The 26,185-nt window shown below is 49.2% G+C and carries 16 protein-coding genes and 1 pseudogene; 9 read left to right on the top strand and 8 right to left on the bottom strand.

What is annotated here, in order from left to right; translation table 11 throughout:
- Nucleotides 1–866, top strand: an 866-nt coding sequence (locus PsAD13_RS17060; protein ID WP_063318913.1) for an HlyD family type I secretion periplasmic adaptor subunit, incomplete at its 5' end; no start/stop codon positions are given.
- Between the two features lie 113 nt (nt 867–979).
- Here PsAD13_RS17060 and PsAD13_RS17055 read toward each other — a convergent pair.
- From PsAD13_RS17055 to PsAD13_RS17045, 3 genes are all read right to left on the bottom strand, one after another.
- Nucleotides 980–1,612 (bottom strand): tyrosine-type recombinase/integrase, encoded by a 633-nt coding sequence (locus tag PsAD13_RS17055; RefSeq protein ID WP_063286833.1) that lies wholly within the window; start codon nt 1,610–1,612, stop codon nt 980–982.
- 419 nt (nt 1,613–2,031) lie between these two features.
- The gene (locus PsAD13_RS17050; RefSeq protein WP_063318912.1) at nt 2,032–6,351 is read right to left on the bottom strand and encodes a hypothetical protein; all 4,320 of its coding nucleotides are present in this window, start codon (nt 6,349–6,351) and stop codon (nt 2,032–2,034) included.
- An 864-nt stretch (nt 6,352–7,215) separates the two neighbouring features.
- Nucleotides 7,216–7,512 (bottom strand): helix-turn-helix transcriptional regulator, encoded by a 297-nt coding sequence (locus tag PsAD13_RS17045; protein WP_206599776.1) that lies wholly within the window; start codon nt 7,510–7,512, stop codon nt 7,216–7,218.
- A gap of 52 nt (nt 7,513–7,564) precedes the next feature.
- Here PsAD13_RS17045 and PsAD13_RS17040 point away from each other — a divergent pair.
- Nucleotides 7,565–8,182: pseudogene (locus PsAD13_RS17040) on the top strand (IS6 family transposase).
- On the opposite strand, the gene PsAD13_RS27840 reads toward PsAD13_RS17040, so the two are convergent.
- Nucleotides 8,154–8,759 (bottom strand): IS630 family transposase, encoded by a 606-nt coding sequence (locus tag PsAD13_RS27840; protein ID WP_084404746.1) that lies wholly within the window; start codon nt 8,757–8,759, stop codon nt 8,154–8,156. The pseudogene PsAD13_RS17040 and the gene PsAD13_RS27840 sit on opposite strands and share 29 nt — an antisense overlap.
- Nucleotides 8,726–9,112: a hypothetical protein gene (locus PsAD13_RS27835; RefSeq protein WP_057461539.1), complete on the bottom strand. Its 387-nt coding sequence runs from the start codon at nt 9,110–9,112 to the stop codon at nt 8,726–8,728. The genes PsAD13_RS27840 and PsAD13_RS27835 overlap by 34 nt, the downstream gene beginning before the upstream one ends.
- 851 nt (nt 9,113–9,963) lie before the next feature.
- On the opposite strand from PsAD13_RS27835, the gene PsAD13_RS17020 reads away from it, so the two are divergent.
- Nucleotides 9,964–10,335: a hypothetical protein gene (locus PsAD13_RS17020; protein WP_063318910.1), complete on the top strand. Its 372-nt coding sequence runs from the start codon at nt 9,964–9,966 to the stop codon at nt 10,333–10,335.
- A 695-nt stretch (nt 10,336–11,030) separates the two neighbouring features.
- On the opposite strand, the gene PsAD13_RS17015 is transcribed toward PsAD13_RS17020, so the two are convergent.
- Nucleotides 11,031–15,182, bottom strand: a complete 4,152-nt coding sequence (locus PsAD13_RS17015) for a VCBS domain-containing protein (protein ID WP_084404745.1) — start codon at nt 15,180–15,182, stop codon at nt 11,031–11,033.
- A 460-nt stretch (nt 15,183–15,642) separates the two neighbouring features.
- Between PsAD13_RS17015 and PsAD13_RS17010 the strand changes: the two genes are divergently transcribed.
- Together PsAD13_RS17010 and PsAD13_RS17005 are read left to right on the top strand one after the other, a co-directional pair.
- Nucleotides 15,643–16,665: a prolyl oligopeptidase family serine peptidase gene (locus PsAD13_RS17010; RefSeq protein WP_063318908.1), complete on the top strand. Its 1,023-nt coding sequence runs from the start codon at nt 15,643–15,645 to the stop codon at nt 16,663–16,665.
- Between the two features lie 416 nt (nt 16,666–17,081).
- The gene (locus PsAD13_RS17005; RefSeq protein ID WP_063318907.1) at nt 17,082–17,756 is read left to right on the top strand and encodes an HAD-IA family hydrolase; all 675 of its coding nucleotides are present in this window, start codon (nt 17,082–17,084) and stop codon (nt 17,754–17,756) included.
- A 361-nt stretch (nt 17,757–18,117) separates the two neighbouring features.
- Here the strand turns inward: PsAD13_RS17005 and PsAD13_RS17000 are convergent, their stop codons facing one another.
- Nucleotides 18,118–18,471 (bottom strand): YbaN family protein, encoded by a 354-nt coding sequence (locus PsAD13_RS17000; protein ID WP_057466196.1) that lies wholly within the window; start codon nt 18,469–18,471, stop codon nt 18,118–18,120.
- A gap of 279 nt (nt 18,472–18,750) precedes the next feature.
- Here PsAD13_RS17000 and PsAD13_RS16995 point away from each other — a divergent pair, with 279 nt between their 5' ends.
- The gene (locus PsAD13_RS16995) at nt 18,751–19,500 is read left to right on the top strand and encodes a DUF502 domain-containing protein (RefSeq protein ID WP_063318941.1); all 750 of its coding nucleotides are present in this window, start codon (nt 18,751–18,753) and stop codon (nt 19,498–19,500) included.
- Between the two features lies 1 nt (nt 19,501).
- Here the strand turns inward: PsAD13_RS16995 and recG are convergent, their stop codons facing one another.
- Nucleotides 19,502–21,604 (bottom strand): ATP-dependent DNA helicase RecG, encoded by a 2,103-nt coding sequence (gene recG, locus PsAD13_RS16990; protein ID WP_063318906.1) that lies wholly within the window; start codon nt 21,602–21,604, stop codon nt 19,502–19,504.
- Nucleotides 21,605–21,781: 177 nt separating this feature from the next.
- Between recG and PsAD13_RS16985 the strand changes: the two genes are divergently transcribed.
- The 3 genes from PsAD13_RS16985 (at nt 21,782) to PsAD13_RS16975 (ending at nt 26,181) form a co-directional block, all read left to right on the top strand.
- Nucleotides 21,782–22,087, top strand: coding sequence for a succinate dehydrogenase assembly factor 2 (locus tag PsAD13_RS16985; RefSeq protein WP_063318940.1), 306 nt, complete (start codon nt 21,782–21,784; stop codon nt 22,085–22,087).
- An 83-nt stretch (nt 22,088–22,170) separates the two neighbouring features.
- Nucleotides 22,171–25,659: a transcription-repair coupling factor gene (gene mfd / locus PsAD13_RS16980; protein WP_063318905.1), complete on the top strand. Its 3,489-nt coding sequence runs from the start codon at nt 22,171–22,173 to the stop codon at nt 25,657–25,659.
- 255 nt (nt 25,660–25,914) lie between these two features.
- The gene (locus PsAD13_RS16975; protein WP_063318904.1) at nt 25,915–26,181 is read left to right on the top strand and encodes a septum formation initiator family protein; all 267 of its coding nucleotides are present in this window, start codon (nt 25,915–25,917) and stop codon (nt 26,179–26,181) included.
- Nucleotides 26,182–26,185: the final 4 nt, after the last annotated feature.

Below are 26,185 nucleotides of genomic sequence, written 5' to 3'. Positions count from 1 at the left end.
TTGCTGCTCGTCAGCAGGGCATCAAGGGCCGCAAGAAGCAGCTTGGCGAGCAGATTGCTCAGCTGGAGCAGCAGATTGAAGGCCTAAAGGTGCAGCGCGATGCGAAAGCCGAAAGCATTGATCTTGTCACGCAGCAACTCGCCGACTTTGCTTCTCTTTTGGAAAAGCGCCTGATCAACGCCTCTCAGGTCACCGCCATCAAGCGGGAACGGGCCGAGCTGGTTGGTGATCGTGGCGGGCTGATCTCTCAGGTCGCTCAGACCAAGGAAGCCATCAGCGAAAAGCGCGTGCAGATCCTGCAGCTGGACGAAGAGTTTTTGGAAAAAGTTCTGTCTGACCTGCAAAACATCCGCTCACAGATTGCCGAGCTAGAAGAGCAGGAAGTGGCCGCACAGGACCGCCTGAAGCGCATTGACATCCGCGCACCGCAATCCGGTTATGTGCATCAGCTCAACGTTCATACCGTTGGCGGCGTGATCGCTCCGGGTGACACGCTCATGCTGGTGGTGCCGGAAGACAGTGATCTGGTGATTGAAAGCCGTGTTCAACCGGTTGATGTGGATCAGCTGCAAGTGGGACAGGACGCCTATGTGCGCCTTGCTGCCTTCGATCAGCGCACCACACCTGAGCTGGGCGCAGCTGTGCTCAACGTCTCTCCAGATCTGACCCGCGATGAGGTCACCGGCGAGCCGTTCTATCTGGCACGTCTGAAGATCCTGGAAAGCGAAATGCCAAAGCTGAACGGCCAGACCCTCGTCCCGGGCATGCCCGTCGAAGGCTTCATCCAAACCGGCGAACGAACAGTCCTCTCCTACTTCATTAAACCCATGCAAGACCAAATCGCGCATGCGCTCAAGGAGAAGTAAGGCGGATATACAGAAAATAGCTGGAACATACAGAGAGAAGGCAATCAGTTTATAGGCATCTGGTCAAACACTAAAAGAGGATTTGGAGCTGCTCCCTTCCAGCTCCTTGTCTTCTAAATATCGATCTTCTCTGAAAGCGAGAGTGCATCCTCAAGATCGATACCTAGGTATCTGACAGTACTGTCCATCTTAGTGTGGCCAAGAAGAAGCTGCACTGCACGAAGATTACCTGTCTTCTTGTAGATCTGCGCAACTTTGGTTCTACGCATTGAGTGTGTGCCGTAAGAACTTGGTTCTAGCCCGATTGATAAAACCCACTCTTTCAGCATTCGACCATACTGTCGCGTCGAAATGTGCGGCCTGTCATGAAACCGACCAGGCCATAAATACTCTGACCCGATCATTTCTGGACTGTCTATCCATTTTGACAAGGCTGATCTGGTTCCTTCCATGAGTTCGAACTGAACAGGCTTACCGGTCTTACTCTGTATTATTGAAGTGCGCTCTTTCACTCGTCCTGCAGTAAAGACATCGACAACCTTAAGACGTACAAGGTCACACCCTCTGAGTTTGCTATCGATTGCTGTATTGAACAAAGCTAGCTCACGTACTTTGCCTGCAAGCTCAAGGCGAACACGAATGGCCCAAACGTGCTTTGGTAGCAAAGGGCGCTTTTGCCCGACAATCCTGCCACGATTCCAGGCTGGTTTTACTGGTCGGATCATAGGAAGGTTTGTAATGGTCATAACAGCTCCTCCATGCCATCCCTCAACCACCACATCGAACCGATTTTACTGCATGTAGAAGACGGTTTTGAGATCTAGATCTACAGACGTGGCAGAGTAGTAATATGCTCTGAGGATGAGCTTAGACTTCAATGAGCAAACGACATCTGTTTTGAACGTCAAAGTCTTTAGCTAGTTGGCATTGCTATGAAGTGGGCCACAAACGAACCTTAGGCCTATTCAATCTTTGGTTGAGACAGGCTCGCTTTGGTGATGAGGAGTTTTGTGTTTTGCAAGCTGGTATTGGAGAAAATTGCGTTTGAAAACTCTCCTAGAAAGCATGTCGGATCGTACCGCACAGAACAAGATCTAGATAAGCGCAATGTGTCGCCGTGAAACTACATTAAGAACGCTGATGTGCTTTCTCCGAATAATCAAAACTATTTCTTCACTTTCTTGCGCGTAAAAGTTTCTTTCAACTTCTCCCGTTTTGATTTGAACAAGTCCTGCAAAGCGGCGAGGGCTTTTTCGACGTTAGCAACATCTCCGCGAGCTTCTTTCACTCTGTCCGCTTTAATTGATACCTGAATGTGGGAGAGGCTTTGCCGTGCTTTTTCGTGCTGCGCTTGGAACAGATTAAGCTTCTTCTGTGATTTGAGCGTATTCTGTTTCTCACTCAGTTTCTTAAGGGTTTCTACCGAAATACTGTAAAACTCTTTAAGACGCTCAAACTCCTGAGCGGTAAAACGGCCGAGTTTGTAAAGCTTCTTTCCTTTATCAATACGGGTTTGGCCCTTAAGCAGCAGTTTCTCGCAGCCGGTGAAATCTCTGTTGATCAAACATATCTGGAGGTCTTTGATGATCTCGCTCAGTTCACTCACAAGCTGTTCAAAGGTTTCTCGTTCATAAGGGTCCTTAAACTCATTGACCTGATCACTCATAGTCGTGAGTTCATCTCGCAACGTACCAATCCGGCTGGCAAATATTGTCGTCTTCTGATCTTCCGTTTCCGCTGCTGCTTCCGGATTTCTCGCTGCAACTGCTTTGATTTCATCCAGACTGGTTTTCATCACCTGAATTTGAACATCGATCACCTCAAAGCTGCGTCCGGGGTCTACCGCTTTGCCGGTCTCAAGAGAGGTAAGTGTCTCTTCTGCTGCGTTATAGGCGGTATCAAGTTGCTTCAAGTGCTTCCTAGCCACTGGATCTGCTTCAGCGATGTGCTCAACCTCATTGCGAAGATGATAGACAGAGAGCAACTCTTGTCTGGCCTTCGCAATCCGCGCAATCAACTTGTCGCTTTCTGAAGGCTCTACTTTTTTCTCTTCCGGCTCAAGGCCCAGATCACCATTCAGTGTGAGAATAGCCTCCATTACATCCAGCGTGCTCTCGATGTCATCCAGATGGGTGTCACAATCGAGCTGAGTTGACGTCTCTACCATCTGCGAGGCTGTTTTCAGCAAGTTGTTCGCGAGCTTATCACTCTCCATGAATTTTTTCAGCTCAGTTTCATTGCCAAGCAGACTGTCAGCACGACTGCCCAGCAGAGAATACCGAGTGCTCAGATCTGTGACATTGAGGGAATATTGACTTCGTAGATCCTGTAGGCCGGTAAGGACACCCTCAACTGCAGTGTTAAGCTCAGAAATCGCGCCCTCAATCGCATCGATCTGAAGTTTTGCAACCTCCACATCACGATTCATGACTGCCGTCTTCAAGCCAGTCACCGCTGCCGCTCCCTTACTGTGAGCCGCTTCTGTTTCCGTTAGATCCACACCCCAGTCCACAGCCTCATTCAGCTTTGCAATGCCGATATCAAATCGAGATTGGTGATAGGAAATGCTATCCTTCAAAGACTTCAATAGATTCTCTTTGATCTCCTCAGAGGTCTTAAAGATCTTTTGCATCAATGTGAGTCCGGCTTTTGCTTCTGTCATGAAGACCTTCAGTTGAGGCAATATCTCGAAAGCCTGAACGTCATCTTGGTCAGCTAAACCCTCTGCTTTATCAAGGCTTTGCAGAGTAGATTGATGCGCCGCATTCATGTCGGAAATCTTCTCGGGCATCAGATTAGGAGACCAGATGAGATTGGCTCTCTCAATACCTTCCCGAAGGCGCTTCATATCATTGAGAATCCTGATCACTTTCCGCTCTTCCTGATCAAAGATCGGAGGATCGAGAACTTCTGTCTTTCCGCCATCCACAGACTTGGTTGATTTTGTTTTGAAAATGCTCTGCAACTGCCCATAAAGCGTATACGCGCTTGTTAGAGCAAGCTGTAGATCTGGAATGACTTCATCTTCATCCTCAGTATCCCGTTCAGCGATATCCAGTACATCTGCCGTAAGCTGTTTTGCTTCTTTCAGGATGCCATCGAACTCAACCAGAACCTCATTCTCCAGCGTTGTACGCCACTTGGCCTCGGCCTCATTCAACCCTTTTTGAAGCTTCGCCAAATTGGCAAGCAACTTCACAAGCGTTTTTTGAGAGGTATCGTCATCTCTAACCAGGGCTTCAGAGACATTTAAGTCCGCCGGATCTTCTGGCTGAGGCACTGAGGCAGGTTCATAACTCTCTGGCGTTGCCTTCTTGCCTTTTCTCAAACCTTTAGGTTTAACAAAACAGGCCTCCATATTGGCCAGAGCCAGAGGCAGCTGCGCCAGAATTTCTCTTGCGTCTTTAACACGCCCAGCATTTAGCAGTGCTTCTGCTTCAAAAACAATTTCACCTGCAGCTGTGTTGTAACTGAGAAAATCTGCCGCCTGCCTATCATAGGCAATTTCCCGGCGGCGCTCATAAAGCGCTGCGATTTTGGACTGAGCCTCAACAATATCCGCCATGAACAGATTAACTTTGGCAGATGTGTCTACCCCTCGCTCAAAGGCAACCACCATGCCATCCAAGGCAATCTGAGCATTTTCCTTATGATCGGCGGCTTCCTCCACTTTGTTCGCACCAATGGCTTCATCTGCATCATCAAGGAACTGCTTTGTCTTTTGTGAAAAGTTCTCGAATATCTTGAGTTCTTCATTATCGGTGAAGTCACCAGTATGTGCGGCTAACTTGTCATAATCCGCACGCAACATTGCGATCTTCTTGGCCAGCTTCCCAGCTGCTCCACCTTGGTCCTGCTCTGGCGTGAACTGCACAAAGTCCTGTACACGAAACATCAAGTTGTTAAGGGGCCGACGCGCTTGCGTAATCTGCCCGTCAGCCGCAACAAGTTCTCCAGCTTGTACATGGTGTTCTGCGGTTTTGACAAAAAAGTCAAAGTCCGTCATTTGCTTGGAGAAGCGCTTGAAGGATCTTTGATATTGCTCATTTTCTTGAGCAAGAGCCTGTAACTCAGGAAAAAGGTCGTAAGCAGGCTTTGCAGCGATTTTGAGTTGCTCAACTTGGTCAAAGGCTATGTTTGTTGCAGAAACGGTCTCCTGCCGGATTTCCTCCAGTTTCTTAAGACTGCTTCTGGCCTTATCATTCTTTGCAGCTGCATTCTGGTTTTCACCATGAATAAGGTCAGTTTGTGCGTTTTTCGTCAAAGACATAACATTTTTGAACTCATGCTCAAATTGCTTAACGTTGGATCCACCGGCCTCGACTTTACTTTTGTCTTTGAAAATTTGCTCGGCTTGCCGACGGATTGTCGTCGTTTCTTTGAAAAGTAGTTTTTGCTCAGGATCTTTCAGCTTCGTTTCATCAATACTATCATCCGTTTCGTCACCCAGATCCGGATTTAAGATTTTACGCAAGACAAATCGCTGCATATTCGCTTGATGATCTTCCGCTTCTGTAATGAACTTTTCGACACCAACATAGTCTGCCTTTTGAACTGCTGAGTTCGCCTGACTGAGCGCTTTCTGAGCTGCTTCATGCTCCACATCAAACCATTTTAAGAACAACTTTGAATCTTCAACCACGCCTCTGTTTTCAGCCGTTTTGCTCACATCCCGTTCAACAAGTGACAGCTTGAGCATAGTCGCGTTCAGACGCGAGTCTGCGTCCCGCTTACCTGCCCGCACGGCTGCTGCCAGATCATTTTTACGTGATTGAGTGCGGTCCAGCGCCTCCTCAGCCATTTCTGGTTTTGGAATATTGATACCCGTATTGACGTCACGAAGCGCTTCTCGCGCGATTGCATAGGCTTTATCAACCTCATCAACATTGACGTCAGATTTTACTAGGGCAGCGCGCTCACCATAAAGGATCTCCAACTCTGAGTTGAGTTTAGCAGACTGGGCACGCAAGCCTGTAAGGATCTCATCCATTGATTTGTTGGCTTTATGTGCCAGAAGCTCAACATCCCCATAAAGAGTGTAGGCCTCTAGAATGCCAGCCTCAAGTTTCTCGACTTTCCCTTCATCAGCTCCCTTGGAGGAAAGAGCTGAGTGTTGCGCACCGAGTACATGTACAAAATCAGAGAACTTGGTTTTTACGTTTTCAAACTGGGCTTTATATGGGCCATTGGGAACAGTTTCGCCGAGTTTGTCGGCATGTCCTATTTTGGGTACCAGCCTCGTAATTTCTGTCGCTAGAACATTACGTTTATCTGTCCAGCTTGCTTCTTCTTCGAGGTCAAACAGTGGAATTTCGTAGAACACGTCACCATCTGCGTCATCTCCATTCTCAACGGTCTGAGATGATGGTTCCGGCTCCTTGGGAGATCCTTTGGCATTGATCTCCTGCATCATTCCAATGATCCAGGCCTCTACTTGTGGATCCTGAGACTCATTTTCCTGATCTTCAAACCTAACCTTACCCATCAAGACACTCCATCCAGTCACTCGAAATGGTCTTATGACTTTATTTTCTATCGAGTATGAGTGCCTTTGTAGTAAATCTACTACACCTGTCTTGTTATTGGTGAATACATTACAGTAATTTCATGAGTTTTTTTCTTTACTTGTGCTAAAATTTTCTTTGTCTTGTTGCATTGGGTGGTTGCACAGGCTCAGGACTCTGATGCCTTTTCATTTTGTGCCAAGTTATAAGGTTATCTCGATGCAGATGATTAGGCCTTTTAGGTTTATATCATTCAGCACAGACAATAGTTTGATACTCAGGCAAAACAGCAGTTCAACTTGAATACGGTATCTTCGCTCATCTGACGATCTGATTCCGGAGTAATTTAACGCGGGTGGGAGTTGTATGACATCAGAAACAGTGGCGGAAATGGGCAAAAATACTATTCTAGTGCTAGCTGCTAGATTGGCCAGTTCCAGACTGTATAATATCGACCTAAAGTTGAGAACTCTCACCGATAGAGATTACATCGAGTCAAATCGAATGGCAGCTAATGGTCAATTTGGCATCGGCACTCAACTAGGAAGGTCGCCAACAAACACTTCAGTCTCACAAACAAGCTAGAGGATGTTGGTTGGTGCCCACGAACACTATTGAGTTGACGATCACTTTCTTAGTTCTCCTATGTGTTTAGCCCGCTTGTTTGGCATATCGCGGCCATTCCATGATGACCGATCTTAAATGCTCAGTATCATCAAAGGTGCAAACAGAGCTGAACCTTCTTGACGATGGCGAGTTTGATCTTTCCAAGCTAACTGGCATATCCTGGGTTCTCTCCTCCAATTTTGAGTGAAACGAAAAAGCAATGTGCAACTGGAGGGTACTTATCGCCGCACTCGTTTACGTTTGGGTTTATCGATAACATCTTCAATAGATCGTGGGATTTTGTTCTTGAATAATGTTTCGAAACCGTCTTCTGCATCCAAGGCAAAAGCCAACTTAATTGCGGCTAACAGAGAACCTTTTCCATTAGTCTCTAATAGGCGCACTGAAGAGTATGAAACGCCTGATCGAGCCGCTAGCTCTTTTTGGGTAAGATCAGCGGAGATGCGCCGCTCCTGAATGCGCCGAGCAAGAGCTGTTAGGATTTCATCTGGTGATGTGAGTTTAAATGCTTCCATAATAGCAATTATATCAGATGAGCTATTTAATTGCTAATATACAAGCATTAATATTAGTCACCATAAGTGCTTCGAAAGGCCGCTATTCAGTGGTGAAGTGGCATTATGGGCGGTTCGCTGGTATTGCAGATACGGCATCAGTTATCGTGACCTTGAACAGATAATGGTTGAGCGCGGCGTTTGCGTTGATCATGCTACAATTTACAGATGGATCTAGAGATATGCCCAGGAGATGGAAAAGCGACTGCGTTGGCAATGGCGGTGTCCATCCTCCTGCAGTTGGCGGGTTGAAGAAAACTACATAAAGGTTGGCGGGAAATGGACCTATCTCTACCGAGCCGTAGACAAGTTCGGCAATACTATCAACACCGACAAGGCCCCAACATATGGCCTTGCTATATCCGAGTTGAAAACAGAAGGAAAATGCCCCACGGACATTGAACATCGCCAAGTGAAGTATCTGAGCAATATCATCAAAGCTGATCACGGCAAGCTGAAACAGCTCATCAAACCTGTACGTGGGTTCAAAACCATGAGGGCCGCCTATGCGATGATCAAAGGCTTTGAAGTAATGCGGGCTCTACGCAAAGGTCAGGCTGGTGCCTTCAATTTCTCGAAGAATGTTCTAAAGCGTTTCGAGATTAATTTGAGATGCATCCTGCGGCTTTGAAGTAGTTCCAGCATTCTGTCGGATTGTAGAGGTCGCAGATTTCCCCGATGGCATTAAAGACAGCCGTGAACGAGCGTGCGCCGATCCTTCGCAGGTGGGCTTTGAGCTTCGAGAAGGCCAGCTCAATCGGGTTCAGGTCCGGTGAATAAGGTGGCAGATAAAGGAACCAGCAGCCGTGCGCCTTTAAGGTGGCAGCTGCCTCTTTATTGTAGAGCGTAGCAAGATTGTCGAGTACGACCACGGTGCCGGGTTCGATTTCCGGCACCAGCACCTGGCGGATGTAAGCCGCAAAAGCCGGACCGTCCATCGCCCCCTTAATCACCCATGGCGCAATCAACGCATCTGTTGTCAAGCCTGCGATCAGCGTTTGCGTACCCCAACTCCCGAAGGGCGCGTCCATCACAAGTCGCTCGCCTCGGGCAGCCCAGCCTTTCTGGCGAGTAAGGTTTGTTTTTACGGCGGTTTCATCAATGAAGACAACGCGCTCAGGCAAGGTCTTGATGGCCGGGAGACGATGATCCAACCACTCAGCCCGACGCTGCTTTACTTTGACGTGCTGACGCTCGGTGGCGACCAGCGACTTTTTTTGTGCGTGAAGCCAAGACGCTTCAACAGGTGGGCTATGGCTGAATGATGCACACTCACACCCTCTGCATCAGCGAGCGCATCGCGTAATTCAAATAATGTAATATCAGGGTCTTGTCTCACCAACTCTTTGAAGAACCCGACATAGGCGGCGAGCTTGCCAGTTCCGGAAGGACGTCCCATCGGCGCGATGGGGGCAGAACCACAAACGCGGATTTGCCGCGCCCAACGAGATCCGGTTGCCGCAGATATCTGAAGGCGTCGTGAAGCCTCACGACCCGTCAATCCGCCCATGATCAGACGCGCAAAGCGTTCTCGCAGTTCTGTAGATAGTGGTGCTGGCATGCTGTGATCCTCCCGAACAGAGTGAATCACAAATCGAAGTTTTGGGGAATCTCATAGATTCAAACTTTGATCGAAACGCTTTAGGTGAAGCCCGCCTCGTTGAGCGGGCCTTCGGAATTGGCCCAAGTGCTACTTTGTATATTGTTATTTTAGTTCGTTTTAGGTGGACATAACAAGAATGTTTCAAAGGGGTTATCATGTAAACGTAGGCACCAGTTTTTTGCGCTAACCTAATACTATCAAAGCCAAAACCCCTTATTTGGTCTTGGTTTGCGTTGATCAGTTCATCTCTCTATCGCTCAAAACAAGATTAGTCCCGTTAGCAACAACAGATCGATGCCCAGAAGGCAACGTCAAAGGCATCGCGTTTGTTTCTAAACACCATCTCAACACTTCAATCTGCACGAGAAAGCGGGGAGGATGCGCTCGCAGCGCTGGACCGTCAAGTCGGATGGTTCCAGCTAGAGCAAGCAAAGCAAGGTGTGAGCTCGCTAATAGAGCAAAATGATGCTTCCGTTCTTACTCTGGCTGGGGCTCACTATAGAGTATTACGCAAATACGCCGGTTCTTTCCTTAAGACTTTTGAGTTTCGCTCGGCTCGCCGGTATGATCCGTTGCTTACTGCCATCGACACGCTGCGGAAGAAGTATGCTGAGGGATGGCGCGTTCTGCCTCGGGTTGTACCCAGTTCTCATTTTGGGACTTCGGAGCACCGCTTGATTTTCCACCAGGAAAAGCCGGATTGACGTCTTTATGAAATTGTGACTTTGGCCGTTTTGCGTGATCATCTTCGTTCTGGAGGCGTCTGGGTCGAAGGTAGCCGGTCGTATCGCACTATCAAAGAGCACTTGATGCCGCCTGCTCAGTTTGCCCAGCTCAAAGAGAACAACGATCTTGCCTTTGGCGTTCCGTTAGATAGTGCAGCGTGGCTATCGAAGATGCGAGAGCAGCTTGACTTCAACATTAAGCAGCTGGCCTACCGGGCACGTGATGGCAAACTGAAGGATGTCCGACTGAAAAATGGCACACTCATCGTCACTCCTCAGGCCAGCGATGTTCCTTCAGGCGCTGAGGAGCTGAACGAGGAACTCACGCAGATGTATCCGCATGTGGAGGTGCTCGATCTTTTGCGTGATGTGCATAAATGGACTGGCTTTGCCGATCAGTTCACCCATGTGCGCACTGGGGATGCACCACACAACATTACTACCATGCTGGCCTAAAAGGCCCTAAGCTGCAAAAGTGGCCAAAAATCAGAACAATTAAAGAACATGCTGGGTGACTGTCGTTAGTATCTCGGAGTATGAGATGGTAAGATGCGGACGATGCTACGGGTATCGACCCCAAGTTTGCTCAATGTTCGGCTATCAAATGTGCACTTCCATGCCCACAACTCAGCGGGTCAATTTCTCAAACGTAGCCACGAGAGATAGGCGCCTGATTTCTTCCCAAAAGCGTAGCTACCATAATCATTTAACCCAATAATGTATTTTTGCCAATGTCGATGCCGACGGAGAGAAGTTCTGTGGCCATGGGACTGCTCCCATTTCATAAGATCAGGATCGCTATAGAGTCTACGCCTTAGGTGACAGCGGTCCATCCCACTACTGAACTTCTAGGTGGTTCCGTCAAGGGTTGAAGAATCATCCGAGTGCTGATGCCGTCGAGCGTTTCAAGCCCCCTTGTCACACATCAGTTAGAGTCCCATCAATCCATGAAGAGCTTGTTGCAGCCTTAAACAATACCATCAGGTTTCGCGTATGCAGCAAGTCGCTTGTGACCATTTGCGGACATTCGCCTTAATGCAGAGATCTCCTCAGTTTTACGCTATTGCTATTTCTGATTGTGTGCGTTTCTAACAAAATAGACGTATGAAAGGCCCGCAGCTTCCGCTGCAGACCTTCCGTTCTCAGTCTAATTATACAAACTGGAAATCGTCCTGACGCAAATCTGCTATTGAAATATTCTTCAACGTAACAGAAGTATTCGCATCCAGAGTGATGATAGTGTTGGCACCGCTTTCACTTGCCTCAGCAAGCACCGCATTGAAATCGTCAAATACAGCTTGGTCGAATTCGATTACATCACGTAGTCCTAGACCTGCATCGAAATCCGTGATGACATCGTTCCCAAAATTGCTGCCCTTGAACTGGAAAGTATCAGAAGACGTTCCCCCAGTTAGGGTATCATTACCTTCACCGCCATCTATCCTGTCAGCCCCTTTGCCGCCGTCAATTACATCATGACCGGCAAGACCCTGCATGATGTCGTTAGAATTGCCGCCATTCAAACTATCAGCTTCAGCTGTGCCAACATCATCATGACCATGAATGGTAATCTTCACATCTTTGGTCACTGGGGAACCACTACCGTTGTCGAGTTCAACCGTATATGTCAGCGTGACTGTCTCACCTTCTTTAAGATAATCGAAAACGTTTGCTGGGCTATCAAAGCTAAACTTCGCAGTACGAAATCGAGTGGTATAGCTCCATTCTGTCCCGTCAAAATTCAGAAAGTCAGCGACTTCACCGGTATCTAAACCCTCTGTAACCCCACTGATAGAAATTTCATTAACTGAAACCTCTAGCATGTCGTAGCTAATATAGCGGTCTTCGAAAGTGAAATAGTAGTTGCTGTGAATACTTGCGAGATCCGTCGTCTCATCTAACTGGGCTTCAGATTTGAGCTTACCGTATTCACCAGTTGCATCTGGATGATATTGAACCGGCGCTAAACCATATCCACGCTCATTACCACCGCCAACGACAGTTATAACACCCGTTTCTAATATTTCGATACTGCGAACATGCCTTACGGTTTCAAAGATTTGCAGATCGTAGCTACCATCACCATCTGGAGTGTAAACGTAGACTTCAGATTTCTCATCCCCGAGACGATTAACGGCAATAACCCCCTCTTCGCTGATTGCGATATGGGCCCCAAATTTGCTGTTATTGTCACGGGAGTTTGGTGTGAAAGTGGTTTCTGAATACGACCCATCCTCATTAGGGGTGTAAACAGACACAACTCCTTTGCCAATACCTGAGACATTCTGATCAGGAGTGCTGATCACGATTACGCCTTGATCGTTGACGGCGAGTGAGGAGCGACCATCCACAGCAACAGTTTCAACGAATTTTTCAGTGTATCCAGACTCACTGTCAGGAGACATGATAAATATGCCTTCTTGGTAAGCTCCGTCTTCAAACAAGCGGCGTCCCCCAACATAAATCACACCGTTTGCACCGGGCTCAACAAACTTACCAAAGTTCTCATTCGCTGCTGGAGCGCTTGGAAAAATTACTTCCTCAACATATCCGCCCTGCCCATCTGGTTTGAACAACACCACTTCCCCAGCGTTTAGATCTTGTGTATTGTGAAATGGATTCCCCCATATAATCGTCCCATCATCTTGAATAGCGATTGTCTGATGAAAAAATGCTCGATCATTTGTAATTGGCAGTTCAGTTACACTGTATTCACCGTCTTGTGTAGGTGAATAAACCAACACCTTATTATTATATCTAGACAAGTGATCTTCTTGATGTCCTGTTATTACAATTTGCCCATGATTATTGATTGCGATATCATAACCGAACGTACTACCAGAACTTCCGAACGGATTTGGGAGAACCTTGAGTTCGTAACTTCCATCCTCTTTGGGGGAATAAACATGAACAGCTCCACCTCTGGCAAAAGGGGCTCCGTAAACCAAAGTTCCATCTTCGGAAACGGCATGAGAGGAGCTGAATCGATCTGTAACACTTCCTTGTCGTTTAAGATGTGCCACGTTTGGTAAAAAGCTTCCGCTGATCTCAGAAATTGGATCAGGACGACCTGTTATTGTGATCGTAGCGGTACGTGTGACCACACCACCGTGACCGTCATCAACGGTCACGGTGAAGGTATCGGTTGCGGTTTGTCTTTCCTTCAAATCATCAAATTGTCCATTCGGGTTATAGTGATAGACACCATCAACAAATGTCACGATCCCTTTTGTTGCAGACGCATCAAAGGAGGTTGTGTGTGTATCTGTGAGGTCCACATCACTATATGTTAGTTCAAGATCAGCAGTTTCGTGCTCCAAGATATTAGCGGTTAGCGCTGAGACAACAGGAGCATCGTTTTTCCCCTCAACCACAATAGTCACATTTCTGGTAACTGTTCCCCCATGACCATCATCAGCTGTATACGTGAAGGTTTCAGTTGCTGTTTCGCCTGCTGCAAGATAATTAAAATGTGGAGCTGCTGAGTATTTGAAGTTTTTACCATAAACCTCTAGTTTGCCATTTACATCATCTGCTTCTGCAGTGATGCTAAGTCGATCGGAAAGGTCGGGATCAACCAGCCCTGTTTGTATGATGTAATCACGCGCATCCTCAGAAACAGCAACTTCAACATCCTCAGCTGTTGGGGTGTCATTTGTGCCGATGATTGTGATCTTGGCAGTCCCTTCAGTCTTACCCCCGTTTCCGTCATCCAACTCTACTATATAGGTGAGCTCAACAGTTTGTCCTTCAGAGAGATAGTTGAAAACCTCATATCCAGCCGTAAAATCCAAGTTAACTTTGCCGAACTCGGACTGGTCGGAGCTTTCAACTGAATTAACCGCAACAAGGTCCAACAATTGCTGTTGCGAAAGCCGGTTCAAACCGATGGTCGCTCCTGACAGGCTTACGCTTTTCACAGAAGCTGTGTGGGCACTGTCAGAAATGTCTGAATCAGAAAAGTTGAGCGAGAGTTTGCCTGCTATGTCAGAGGTATCTCTTGTTTCGAAGAGAACAAGCTCATTGGCAGGGCGGGTGTAATTGCCAAGCGGGTCGGGTTCAATAACGTAGACTGCGCCTGTGTCATACCCAGTTTGGATATCATTGCCTGGCTTGCCTATGGTGATTGTTCCATCATCACTTATAGAAACTGCAAACCCGAATTCATCACCATCTTTCAGGTCTGGTACGGCAATCTTGAACTCTTTGTAGGTGCCATCGTCTTGTGGCACAAACACATAAACGGAACCCGCAATGGCCCCGTTTGCGTCGTCGTTTTTAGCACCGACAACCAGAGTACCAGATGCATTCATTGCAACGGAGGAGCCAAACCCATCACCAGCAGTACCATCTGAGGCCGTGAACTCGATTTTCTGAGTATAGCTTCCATCAGCACCCGGCTTATAGAGCACGACCGAGCCGGCAAAAACAACTCCGCCCACCATGTTACCAGGTTGGCTGACGATGACCTCTCCCTTGTCATTGACTGCGACAGATGCACCGAACTTGTCGCCGTCTTGAAGTTGTGCAGCTTCGAGCTTGATAGGTGTTTCATATCCATCTGCGGTCGGTTTATAAACGTAAAGCGCACCTTTAGCAGAGCCTTCGCCTGCAGCGCCAACAACAACAAGACCATCCTTGTTGTTGGATACTGAAGAGCCAAAATTACCTATCACGGAGCTGGTTGGAGCTGTAAGCTTAAGTTCTGAATAGCTGCCGTCTTCTTCTGGGGTAAAGACGTAAACAGCCCCAGCGTCATAAACATCATTTACATCATCAGCCTTGGCAGCTGCAATGATTTGCCCATCATCATTTATCGAAACTGCTGAGCCAAGGAAATCTGCTGGACTGGCATCTACCGCGGTCAATTTGGTGGGAGTGCCATAGTTTCCGTCGGTATCAAGCTGATACACATAGATAGCCCCCCCACTATAAATACCATTTGGCGATGCATTGGGGGCACCGACAATCAGCGTTCCATCATTAGCGATGCTGACAGATTCCCCGAAATGAGCAACGGGAGCACCGTCGGGAGCGGTAACACGAAGTTCTTCAAATCCTCCGTCTTCCAAGGGGCGAAAAACTGTGACGGAGCCGGCTTGATAAGAACTTCCTACAATATCAGCGCTTGCACCAACAGCGATCAGGCCAGGTTCGCTGATGGAAATAGAGTTGCCCAGTTTACCTGAGTTGCTGACACTTGTTGCAGTCAGCTTCAGAAAATCGGAAATTACATCGCCCTCTACGAAAGAAGGTATCTGATTGGTGGTAGCGTTCGAAAATGCGTCGCTCATTATAATCATCTCTATCAATAATTGCAGGATGCACAATTAAAGAAGCTAGGTGCATAAGAGGTTTTATTCAATCAAAAAGTGTATTTGAAAAATTAGTTAACATATTGATTTATTAAATATTTAAGTTACCATATATGCAATCTTTACTTATTCTGAAATCGCCAATCACCGCTATCCTCGAGCACTTATAGTCATCCCTTTTAAAAATGCTTGAATGGCAGTTGAGTAATTCTAGATTGCCCTTAAAAGCTACTTTAGAAGCCTACGGGTGAACGTGCCTCAACCTATGATGGAAACGTCCGAATGTCCGCACATGGCCCGAACTGGCATCAAGCGAGGTCCTTTTCCTTACTTAAAAGGACCTAAATCCTGATCTGCGTGACCTTAAACCGGATTCAGGTCGAATAAAATTCCATCAGCGTCTGAATGAAGGTGTCAACATTCAAACCACTTCGCTGAAAGGCACTCCATGAAACCTACATTCCTTGCGCTCGCTTTGACCCTCTCTGCTGGCACCGAAGTCGCCGCACAAGATGTCGGCCTCGTCGAGCTGACTATAGCGGCTCGCCATCATGACCAAGATATGAAGATGGCTGTCATGTTCCCTGCCGTGGGGCAGCACCAAACCATGTTTGCTGAAAATGCGATATTCTATGGAACATCTGTGTTCAAAGACGCCGAGCCAATACAAGGACAATTCCCAGTCATTCTTCTCTCACATGGATGGGGCGGAAATTACGCGCGCATGGCTTGGCTTAGCGCCGGGTTGGTTTCGAGAGGGGCAATCGTTGTAGCGGCCAATCACCCAAATTCTACAACCTTCGACTTTGACTACGCCTCCGCACTCGACCATTGGACTCGCGCCGAAGACATGTCCACTGCGTTGGACTATGTTTTACAAAATCCGATTTTCGCACCCATCATCGACGAAACGCGGATCTATGCCACAGGCTTTTCCTACGGGGGATGGACTGCCCTTTCACTTGCAGGTGTCCAAGGCAGTCGCGATGGGTTTTTCGACTATTGCAAAGCTGCGGGTACAGGGTCACAGTTTTGCGCTGAACTGACAGCCGAGGGCGTCGACATTACGGCAATCGATCAAGACAGGTATGAGGCATCCTACAAGGATCCACGTATCAGTGGCGTCGCGGCTATTGATCCTGGTCTAACTTGGGATCTTTCACCGCAGGATGTGCAGGATGTAACGGTTCCGCTCCTTCTTGTAGGGTTGGGCGAAGGAACCCATAGGCTCAATGCGATAGACACGAGCGCCATGGGCAGCAATTTTGAGGCTTTGGTGCCACAGGCTTCTGTTAAGACTATCGCACCCGCTACGCATTTTACAGCACTTGGACTGTGTAAGCCTGCAAGTGAAGCCCTTCTGATCGAAGAACAAGACGATCCCGTCTGCACCGACCCGGTGGGGACGGATCGAACTCAGGTGCTTGACGCCATTATCGACGCCTTGGCGGATCACTTTGAATTAAACTGAGGCACTCCATGGGGCATCTGGGCGTGGGGATACAGATGTCCTTGCTATCATTCAATGCGGCACACTGATACCTACTGAATTGGCGTACCATTGCCGACCTGGTTCAACGTTCCATGCCCAACATCTAGCTGAGGCAGCAAACATTGGTGCAAACCGCAGCTATTGGTATAGAGGGCTTAACGAACCCGAGACACATCCAGCTACAGTGGCGCATAGATCCAATTGAAAAGCAATCATGAAAGCGCTAGCAGTAACTTCCAAAAGAATTGTCTCAATCCTTGGTAGAAACAACTGAACGGCAGCTTGGCCCTTTTCCTGTAGGCGCTAAGGTATTTTATACTATCCGGTCTTGCTAAAACCTAAGTGCTTTCTATTATATCTAGTTTCGCCAAATGATTTCGTTCAGAAAGAGCACAATGACTGACCGTCCGACTGCAATTTTCGATCTTGATGGCACGCTTGCAGACACCATTCCAGACCTTGTATCTGCGATGAACCGCGCACTAAACAAATTCGGTGTAGGTCAAGTAATAGCTTCCGAAGTGAGCTACTTGACAGGTAAAGGTGGATTGCGGTCGATGATTTGTCATGCATGCCAATTAAGCGGTGCTTCACCAGAGAAGCGCACAGTAGATGAGATTTTTGCTGCAAGTGTAGAGGATTATCGACTAAACTTGATCTGCGAAACAACCCTTTATCCGGGAGCACTTGCGTCTCTGAACAATTTCATAGCTGAGGGCTGGTTGCTTGGTGTTTGTACCAATAAACCAGTAAGACTAGCCGAAAACTTGCTACGAGGCTTGGGAATTGATGATGTGTTCGCATCTATTACTGGTGCTGACAGTTTTGAATTCAAGAAACCAGATCCTCGACACTTAATCCGGACGATTGAAATCGCTGGCGGAAGACCAACGCGAGCGGTTATGGTTGGCGATACGCAGAATGACATCCTCACTGCGCAGAATGCAAATGTACCTCTGATTGCAGTTGATTTCGGATACTCCGAAAGCCCTGTCGAGGATTTCGGGCCAGATAGTGTGATTTCAGAATATGCGGCTTTGTTCGTTGAGGCCCAAAAACTGATTAACTGAGGGAACTATCTCTATTGCCCAATCTTGTTTCAACCCTCATTCAACCCTTGATGGAAACGTCCGAACGGCAGCAATTAGCCCAATCTGTCTTAAATTTGATCAAAATCTCTGTCTGATGTGCGGTGGTGTTGACCGCAGATATTAAAATGAGTTTCCAGACCTATGATCTGCAGGAGAGGCGAGTATGATACTTTATTATTTGGAGCATATTTTGAGTTGGCGGATTTGTGCCAGTTTTCGTGCGCTTCAGTGTGATACTTTATTACTCTCCCACAGCTTTTCAAAAGCGCGGGGCTCATTGTTCCGCGTTTTTTTGTTCAGGAGGTGTGGTTTCAGAACCTCTTTTACGAAGTCGAGACTTTCAAGTGGCCAGGGGTTTGGAGGGGCGGCTGGCTATGTAGGCGGCTATGGCGCACATCATGAGGGCGACTGCTACGGCGAGCAGGATTGTTGGGTGAGACATTTTCAGGAACATCAGGTAGCCAAAGATAAGGCCTGTGAAGGCAAAAAACTTTGCTCTTTTGGGAATGACTTTATGTTCCTGCCACTGGATGACACTTGGTCCGATCTTTGGATGTGTCAGGATCCAGTTTTCCAGGCGCGGGTTGGACTTTGCAAAGCAACCTGCTGCAAGGATGAAGAAAATCGTTGTCGGCAGCAATGGCAAAAAGATGCCAACAATCCCTGTGGCCACAAGGGCTAATCCAAGCGTCATATAGAATAGCTTCTTCACAGAGAGCTCCACTTCCGGCAAGCATGATATGCCTTATACGCCGTGTTGGTGAGTGCTGACAATAGTGGGAGTTTGGCTATTGGCGCATCAACCGGCGACCATGGCTAACATATCCACCCTCTTAGATGAGATGCATGAATTCTTTTTCAAGAGGAACTTGCAAAACCGACAAAATACACTAGTTCGTAAAGAAGCACGGATATACCTGCGCCTTGTCGCTGATATAAAGCGGAAGGTTCCCGAATTATGAAAGTTTGGCCGATGGGATCTGACGGGGATAAAAAGCCGAAGCGCGTTGGGTTTATGACGCGGCTGCGGAACTATTTCTTTACTGGCCTTGTGATTACAGGCCCGGTTGGCATTACGCTTTACCTGAGTTGGTCCTTGATCCAATTGATTGATGGTTGGGTGAAGCCCTTCCTGCCATCCATATACAATCCAGATAATTATCTGCCGGTGGAAGTTCCAGGTTTTGGTTTGTTTGCGGCGCTGCTCGCAATCACAGTGATCGGCTTCCTGACAGCTAACATTGCAGGGCGTTCGCTTATCAGCGTTGGCGAGTCCATTCTTGGTCGCATGCCGTTGGTGCGTAACCTATATTCCGCGTTGAAACAGATTTTTGAGACTGTTTTAAATGATAGCGGGCGTAACTTTACCAAAGCAGGGCTGGTGGAGTATCCGCGCAAAGGTTTGTGGGCGATTGTGTTTCTAGCCACGGACACCAAGGGTGAAGTTGCCGCGCATCTGGAAGAACAAGCGGATACGGTTTCTGTCTTCTTGCCAACCACGCCGAACCCGACCTCTGGTTTTTTGCTGTTTGTACCGCGCGATGACATCATCGAGCTTTCCATGAGCGTTGAAGATGCCGCAAAGCTGGTGATTTCAGCTGGCCTTGTTAGCCCGGAATATCCGAAGCTGTTAGAGGGCGAGGATAAAAAGGCCGTTGAGGCACATCAGCGTAAGAAAGTTGGCAAAAGTGGTGATGGTCCAGAAACCGTTGCGGCTGAATAGTTCAGCCCGCTCTGAGTAGTTTGATAGCTTCGTCTCTGGCGAAGAGGTACAGGAGGTGGCGCAGGGCGTCGCCTCTTTCTGATTCAAGTTCAGGATCGGTTGCCAGAATAAGCTTTGCATCATCACGAGCGATCTCCATCAAATCCGCATGATCTTCAATGGAGGCGAGCCTGAAGCCCGGTGTGCCGGACTGGCGGGTGCCCAGGAGCTCACCTTCGCCGCGCAAACGAAGGTCTTCCTCTGCAATGAGAAAGCCGTCATTGGTTTGGCGCAGGATGTTGAGGCGGGATGCTGCAGTCTCATTAAGAGGGGCTTTGAAGAGGAGCAGGCATGAAGAGGCTAGACTTCCACGGCCAACGCGTCCTCTGAGCTGATGCAGCTGCGCAAGACCGAAGCGTTCGGCGTGTTCGATCACAATGATAGTTGCGTCCGGGACGTCAACGCCAACTTCGATCACAGTGGTTGCCACAAGTACGCGCGCGTCACCATTTTTGAAGGCATCCATGGCTGCTTGTTTTTCATCGGCCTTCTGACGTCCATGTACAAGAGCGACAACCGGGCCAAGGGCGTTTCGCAGGTCGTTGAAGCGCTCTTCGGCAGCGGCGAGATCGATCTTTTCAGACTCTTCCACCAGAGGGCAGACCCAATAAATCTTCTGTCCCTGCGCAATCATCGCTTTCAGGCGGTCAACAACTTCACCGATGCGATCCAGGGATATGGAGACTGTTTTGATTTCCTGACGGCCCTTTGGCTTGTCGGTCAAGCGGGAGACGTCCATATCGCCGAAGTAAGAGAGGACCAGCGTGCGTGGGATTGGTGTTGCTGTCATCACAAGAACATCCACGTGGGCGCCTTTGGAGGACAGGGCCAGTCGTTGGTGGACGCCGAAGCGGTGTTGCTCGTCTACGATGGTGATGCCAAGGTCTTTGAAGTTGACCGTTGATTGGAAGAGCGCATGAGTGCCGACGATCAGGTCGATCTCACCTGCTTCCAACGCTTCGCCAATCTCGCGTTTAGTTTTTGCAGTGTCTTTACCTGACAAAACGGCAGTGCGGATGCCTGCTGCATCGCACAGAGGCTTCATGGAGGCATAGTGCTGGCGGGCCAGAATGTCTGTTGGGGCCATCATAGCGGCTTGAGCGCCTGTCTCAATAACTGCTGCCATTGCCATGAGGCCGACGACCGTTTTGCCAGACCCAACATCGCCCTGAAGCAGGCGCAGCATGCGGGTTGGCTCTTCCAGATCATCGAAGATCTCTTTCAGCGCTTCTTCCTGACCGCCTGTGAGTTCGAACGGGAGGGCTGCAAGGATCTTTCGGCGTAACGTACCGTCCCCTTTGCGGGCTTTGCCGCCCATGTGGCGCAGAGAGTTACGTACGAGAGCAAGGGCTAGCTGGTTTGCCAGAAACTCATCGTAAGCGAGGCGTTCGCGGGCTTTGCCTTCTGGTGCCAGATCTCTGGCATCTTCTGGTTTATGTATGGACCGCAAGGCAACATCAAACGGCGGGAAATCGCGTTGATCTATGAAGGGCTGGTTTTGCCACTCAGGCATTTGCGGGAGAAATTCAAGAGCGGTGCCCATTGCGCGTTGGAGCGTTTTGGAGGCAAGGCCCGCTGTCATTGGGTAAACAGGCTCCACGAGTGGCAGATTTTCAGCTTCTTCCTCAGAGACCATGTGATCTGGGTGCACCATTTGGGCACGGTCGTTAAACCATTCGACCTTGCCAGAGACGATGCGCTTCTCACCCTCGGGCAGCGTGCGATGTAAGAAATCTCCACGTGCGTGGAAGAATACCAGCTCAATGGCCCCGGTCTCATCATGTGCGAGAACCTTATAGGGAGCGCGGCTGCCGCGTGGTGGTGCGCGGTGCTGGTCTATATGGAGCACAAGCGTCACGATTTCCCCCTCGGGGGAGCCGGAGACACCTGGGCGCAAGCGTCGGTCGATAACATTTACCGGAACATGGAAGAGCAGATCGGAAATGCGGGCGTCGCGGTCCGGGCTGCCGACAAGCAGATTTGTTATGGTCTTCGCAATCTTGGGGCCGATACCCGGAAGTTTGGTGACCGAAGCGAAAAGAGGATCAAGGCGAGTAGGGCGCATACCATATAGACCAGAACGTGAACAGCAGATCTGATCTGTGCCATGTTCCTGTGATTTGTGCAACGCCCTTAAGAAAACACTGACAGATGAAAAGAAGGGTTGTATACAGGCGAAACATTTTGGCCCTATCTATTTGCAGATAGTGACAAGGATCAGCGACCTTCTAAGGAAACAACGATGGATCAGAGTGCGCAGAGCGAAGATCAAAACGAGAACACCGGGCTGGATAACCGCCGTAAACGTATCATTTTCCGCTGTCACCATCGTGGCATGAAGGAAATGGACATCATGCTTGGCGGCTACGTTGAAAAGCATATTGTTCAGATGAGTGATGAAGAGCTGGATGAGCTGGAAGTGTTCCTGCAGCATCATGATCAGGATCTCTTCTCATGGTTTATCGGCACGAAGCCAGTCCCCGATGAAGCGAACACAGATCTGTTCCGCAAGATCCTCGATTACTACAAGGACAGGGCTGGAAGCTGATTGCGCTGTTGTATCTGATTGGCTGTAAATCAGGTGTCTGCTGTTGCCCGACGACGATTTGAAATAATAAGGTTGCCCCTCCCGTGTTTGAAAGTTTGCTCAAAAAAAGTGAAAACATCACGCTTGCTTCCGTTCCTGATGGAGCAGAAGCCTACGTGCTTTCAAAAGTGCTTGCTGAAGTTGAGGAGGGCGGCCTTGCGCTGACTTATGTTGCGCGGGATGCAACTCGTATGGCGGCGCTGACAGAGGCTCTGGGGTTCTTTGCGCCTGATGTGGAAGTGCTTCAGCTGCCTGCATGGGATTGCTTGCCGTATGACCGTGTTTCGCCTCATGGAGCGATTGTTGCGCGCAGGTTGCTGACGTTGCTTCGGCTGGCAAAGGGACTGCCGAAGAAAAAGAAGTTTGTTCTGATCACAACAGTGAACGCAGCTTTGCAGCGGATGCCTGTTCGTGAGTGGACGGCCAATCATATTCTCTCGTTTATGCCGGGCAACCGTATCAATCCCGATAAGATCGTTAAGTGGCTGGAAGTCAACGGCTTTGCCCGCACGCCAACAGTGCGTGAAACCGGGGAATATGCGGTGCGTGGCGGCATTATTGACCTGTTTTCTCCGGCAACCAAAGAGCCTGTGCGTCTGGACTTCTTCGGGGATACGCTGGAGTCCATTCGTTCCTTTGATACGGATAGTCAAAGAACGCTGGCCCAGAAGAAGGGTCTAACGCTTGTTCCTATGAGCGAGATCATTCTTGATCCTGAAACGATTTCGCGGTTCCGCCGTAACTATGTGACTGCTTTTGGGGCCGCTGGGCCTGAGGATGTTCTCTATCAGTCCATCAGTGAGGGACGGCGTTATGCGGGGATGGAGCATTGGTTGCCTCTGTTCCATGATAACCTGTCTACCCTATTTGATTATATTGGTGAAACGCCAGTTGTGCTGGATGCCAGTGCTGAGGACATGATCAAGGAACGCCTTGAGCAGATTGAAGAGCATTTTGGTGCGCGTCAGGACGGGCTCAACAACAAAGCGCTTTCCTCTGGTGTGCCGTATAAGCCTATTCCGCCAGTCGCCATTTATCTTCAGGACACCCAGTTCAGCACATTTGTGGCTGACAGGGCTTCTGCTCAGTTATCCCCGTTCGCTATGCCTCCGGGAACGGGCAAGACTGCGATTGATATGGGGGGGCGTCAGGGACGAAACTTTGCGGCTGAACGTGCTGCGGGTGATGTAAATATTTTTGACGCGCTATCCAAGCATGTGTCAGCTCTTGCCAAGGATGGGAAGAGGGCGGTTCTTTCTTGCTGGAGTGAGGGTTCTCGGGAACGGTTAACCCAGGTTCTGAGCGATCATGGGCTGGACCGGACCGGATATGCTGGCAATTCTGCTGAGCTGGGCAAGGTACCCGCTGGGCTGACGGCATTGATCCTTCTTGGGCTGGAACATGGCTTTGAGATTGATGATCTGGCCTTCATCGGGGAGCAGGATATCCTCGGTGACCGTCTGGTGCGTCAGCGTCGGCGGAAGTCCAAAGGGGCGAATTTTCTCACGGAGGCCTCTGCTCTGGCCCCTGGTGATCTTGTTGTGCATGTGGAGCATGGTATTGGCCGGTTTATCGGGCTGAAGACCATTGAGGCTGTCGGCGCTCCGCATGACTGTCTTGAGCTGCAATATGCGGGATCAGACAAGCTTTACCTTCCTGTTGAGAATATTGAGCTACTGACACGCTACGGCTCAGAAGATCAGGAAGTTCAATTAGATAAGCTTGGCGGCGGGGCATGGCAGGCCCGTAAAGCCAAGATGAAAAAGCGCATTCTTGAGATTGCCGATGGCCTGATCAAGATTGCGGCAGAACGTGCATTACGAACTGCTCCTGCGATTACGGCTCCTGAGGGGGCTTATGATGAGTTCACTGCGCGGTTTGTCTATGATGAGACCGATGACCAGATGAGTGCCATTGAATCTGTGTTTGATGATATGGCATCAGGGCGTCCGATGGACCGGCTTATCTGTGGGGATGTAGGCTTTGGTAAGACGGAAGTTGCTCTAAGAGCTGCGTTTTTGGCGGCGATGTCTGGGAGGCAGGTGGCGATTGTGGTTCCGACCACGTTGTTGGCGCGTCAGCATTACCGGACTTTTGCGGATCGTTTTAATGGATTGCCGATTGAAGTGCGGCAGGCATCGCGACTTGTCCCCGGTAAGGAGTTGTCTGAGACCAAGAAGGGGCTGAAGGAAGGCTCTGTCGATGTCGTCATCGGGACGCATGCACTTCTGGGAAAAGCTATTGGTTTCAGGGATCTGGGCCTTCTCATTATCGATGAGGAACAGCATTTTGGTGTGAAGCATAAAGAACGGTTGAAAGAGCTGAAAAGTGATGTTCACGTTCTAACCCTCTCTGCGACCCCGATTCCTCGTACCCTACAATTGGCACTGACGGGCGTTCGGGAGCTTTCCCTTATTGCGACACCTCCGGTGGACCGTTTGGCTGTACGCTCGTTTATATCCCCGTTCGACCCGATGGTTATCCGCGAGAGCTTGCTGCGTGAGCACTATCGCGGGGGGCAGAGTTTTTATGTGTGTCCGCGCGTGTCTGATCTGGCAGAGGTGAGGGCGTTCCTGGAAGAGAATGTGCCTGAAGTTAAAGTGGTTTCTGCGCATGGGCAGATGCCTGCCGGGGAGCTGGATGACATCATGAACGCCTTCTATGAGGGCAAGTTTGATGTGCTGTTGGCGACCACAATTGTGGAGTCCGGGTTGGACATACCAAACGCGAACACTTTGATTGTGCACCGCTCAGACATGTTTGGTCTGGCGCAGCTCTATCAGATCCGTGGGCGCGTGGGGCGTTCCAAGACGCGGGCTTATGCTTTGTTTACTGTTCCCGCCAACAAGACGCTGACACCTACGGCTGAACGCCGCCTTAAAGTCTTGCAAAGCCTTGAGAATTTGGGCGCTGGCTTCCAGTTGGCATCACATGATCTGGATATTCGCGGAGCGGGTAATTTGCTTGGGGAAGAGCAGTCCGGGCATATTAAAGAGGTTGGGTTTGAGCTTTACCAGCAGATGTTGGAGGAGGCGGTTGCGCAGCTGAAATCTGGCGGTGAGGACTTCCAGGAGGACAAGTGGTCTCCGCAAATTGCCATCGGTACGCCTGTTCTTATCCCCGATACGTATGTGCCGGACCTTCAGTTGCGGCTTGAGCTTTATCGCCGTCTGGCGGACCTTATGGAGCTTGAAGACATCGATGGCTTTGGGGCCGAGATGATTGACCGCTTCGGGCCACTTCCTGAGGAAGTTCAACACCTTCTGAAGATTGTCTACATCAAGGGGCTGTGCCGCAAAGCGAACGTTGAAAAGATTGACGCTGGGCCGAAGGGCATCGTGATTGCCTTCCGCAATGGCGAGTTCAACAATCCGGCGGGGCTGGTATCCTACATCGCGGAACAAACTATCCTTGCCAAGATCCGCCCGGATCAGAAAGTGGTGTTGACCCGTGACTGGCCGTCTGCGGATGACCGGTTGAAGGGCACCGCTGCTGTGTTGATTAAACTCTCACGGCTGGCGGAAAACGCCTGATTTTCCTTCCTGATTGGCTCATTTGCTGGGGTTTCACACAAACCCCAGCCTTGCGTTGCTATGTGCGTTCATTTGCGTTTTTTAGCGATTACATGAAAGGTTTTTGCGAATTAAGAAGATTTCCGGGTTTTCGGAAACTCTTGGTTAAGGGCGTTGTGAAATAGTGCGGGCATGTGACCATTTTTGTAATGAGTAGGTCAATCAGTGCTAGCTACCACACGTCAGCGGAAACACTCCTATCTAAAGAATTTCCTTGTGCCAGGAATTGCCATTGGTGCGCTGTGCTACTTTGCATTTCATGCGCTCAACGGTAAGCTGGGTCTTGTGGGCCGACCACAGATTGAGCATGAGATTCTTGCTCTTGAACTTGAGCTTGATGAGTTGCGGGAAGAACGCCTGCAATTACAACGCCGTGTCATGTTGCTTGACCCGGAGAGCCTTGATCCAGACATGGTGGATGAGCGGGCTCGCGCTTCCCTAAATCTGGCGCACTTGAATGAAGTTGCAATCATGCGCAACTGAAACA

Origin of the sequence: Pseudovibrio sp. Ad13 (genome assembly GCF_001623225.1) — a bacterium.
In the GTDB taxonomy this organism is placed as follows: domain Bacteria; phylum Pseudomonadota; class Alphaproteobacteria; order Rhizobiales; family Stappiaceae; genus Pseudovibrio.
Note: the sequence above shows the minus strand (reverse complement) of the source record. Positions and strands in the feature narration are given on the sequence as shown.

Bases quoted from the DNA above. Each gene is read 5' to 3' on its own strand.
- PsAD13_RS17045 (WP_206599776.1), bottom strand. From the start codon at position 7,512: ATGGAAGCATTTAAACTCACATCACCAGATGAAATCCTAACAGCTCTT.
- PsAD13_RS16985 (WP_063318940.1), top strand. From the start codon at position 21,782: ATGGATCAGAGTGCGCAGAGCGAAGATCAAAACGAGAACACCGGGCTG.
- PsAD13_RS17055 (WP_063286833.1), bottom strand. From the start codon at position 1,612: ATGACCATTACAAACCTTCCTATGATCCGACCAGTAAAACCAGCCTGG.
- PsAD13_RS17020 (WP_063318910.1), top strand. From the start codon at position 9,964: ATGCCGCCTGCTCAGTTTGCCCAGCTCAAAGAGAACAACGATCTTGCC.
- recG (WP_063318906.1), bottom strand. From the start codon at position 21,604: ATGCGCCCTACTCGCCTTGATCCTCTTTTCGCTTCGGTCACCAAACTT.
- PsAD13_RS16995 (WP_063318941.1), top strand. From the start codon at position 18,751: ATGGGATCTGACGGGGATAAAAAGCCGAAGCGCGTTGGGTTTATGACG.
- PsAD13_RS17010 (WP_063318908.1), top strand. From the start codon at position 15,643: ATGAAACCTACATTCCTTGCGCTCGCTTTGACCCTCTCTGCTGGCACC.
- PsAD13_RS17005 (WP_063318907.1), top strand. From the start codon at position 17,082: ATGACTGACCGTCCGACTGCAATTTTCGATCTTGATGGCACGCTTGCA.
- PsAD13_RS17015 (WP_084404745.1), bottom strand. From the start codon at position 15,182: ATGATTATAATGAGCGACGCATTTTCGAACGCTACCACCAATCAGATA.
- PsAD13_RS17000 (WP_057466196.1), bottom strand. From the start codon at position 18,471: ATGACGCTTGGATTAGCCCTTGTGGCCACAGGGATTGTTGGCATCTTT.
- PsAD13_RS27835 (WP_057461539.1), bottom strand. From the start codon at position 9,112: ATGCCAGCACCACTATCTACAGAACTGCGAGAACGCTTTGCGCGTCTG.
- PsAD13_RS17050 (WP_063318912.1), bottom strand. From the start codon at position 6,351: ATGGGTAAGGTTAGGTTTGAAGATCAGGAAAATGAGTCTCAGGATCCA.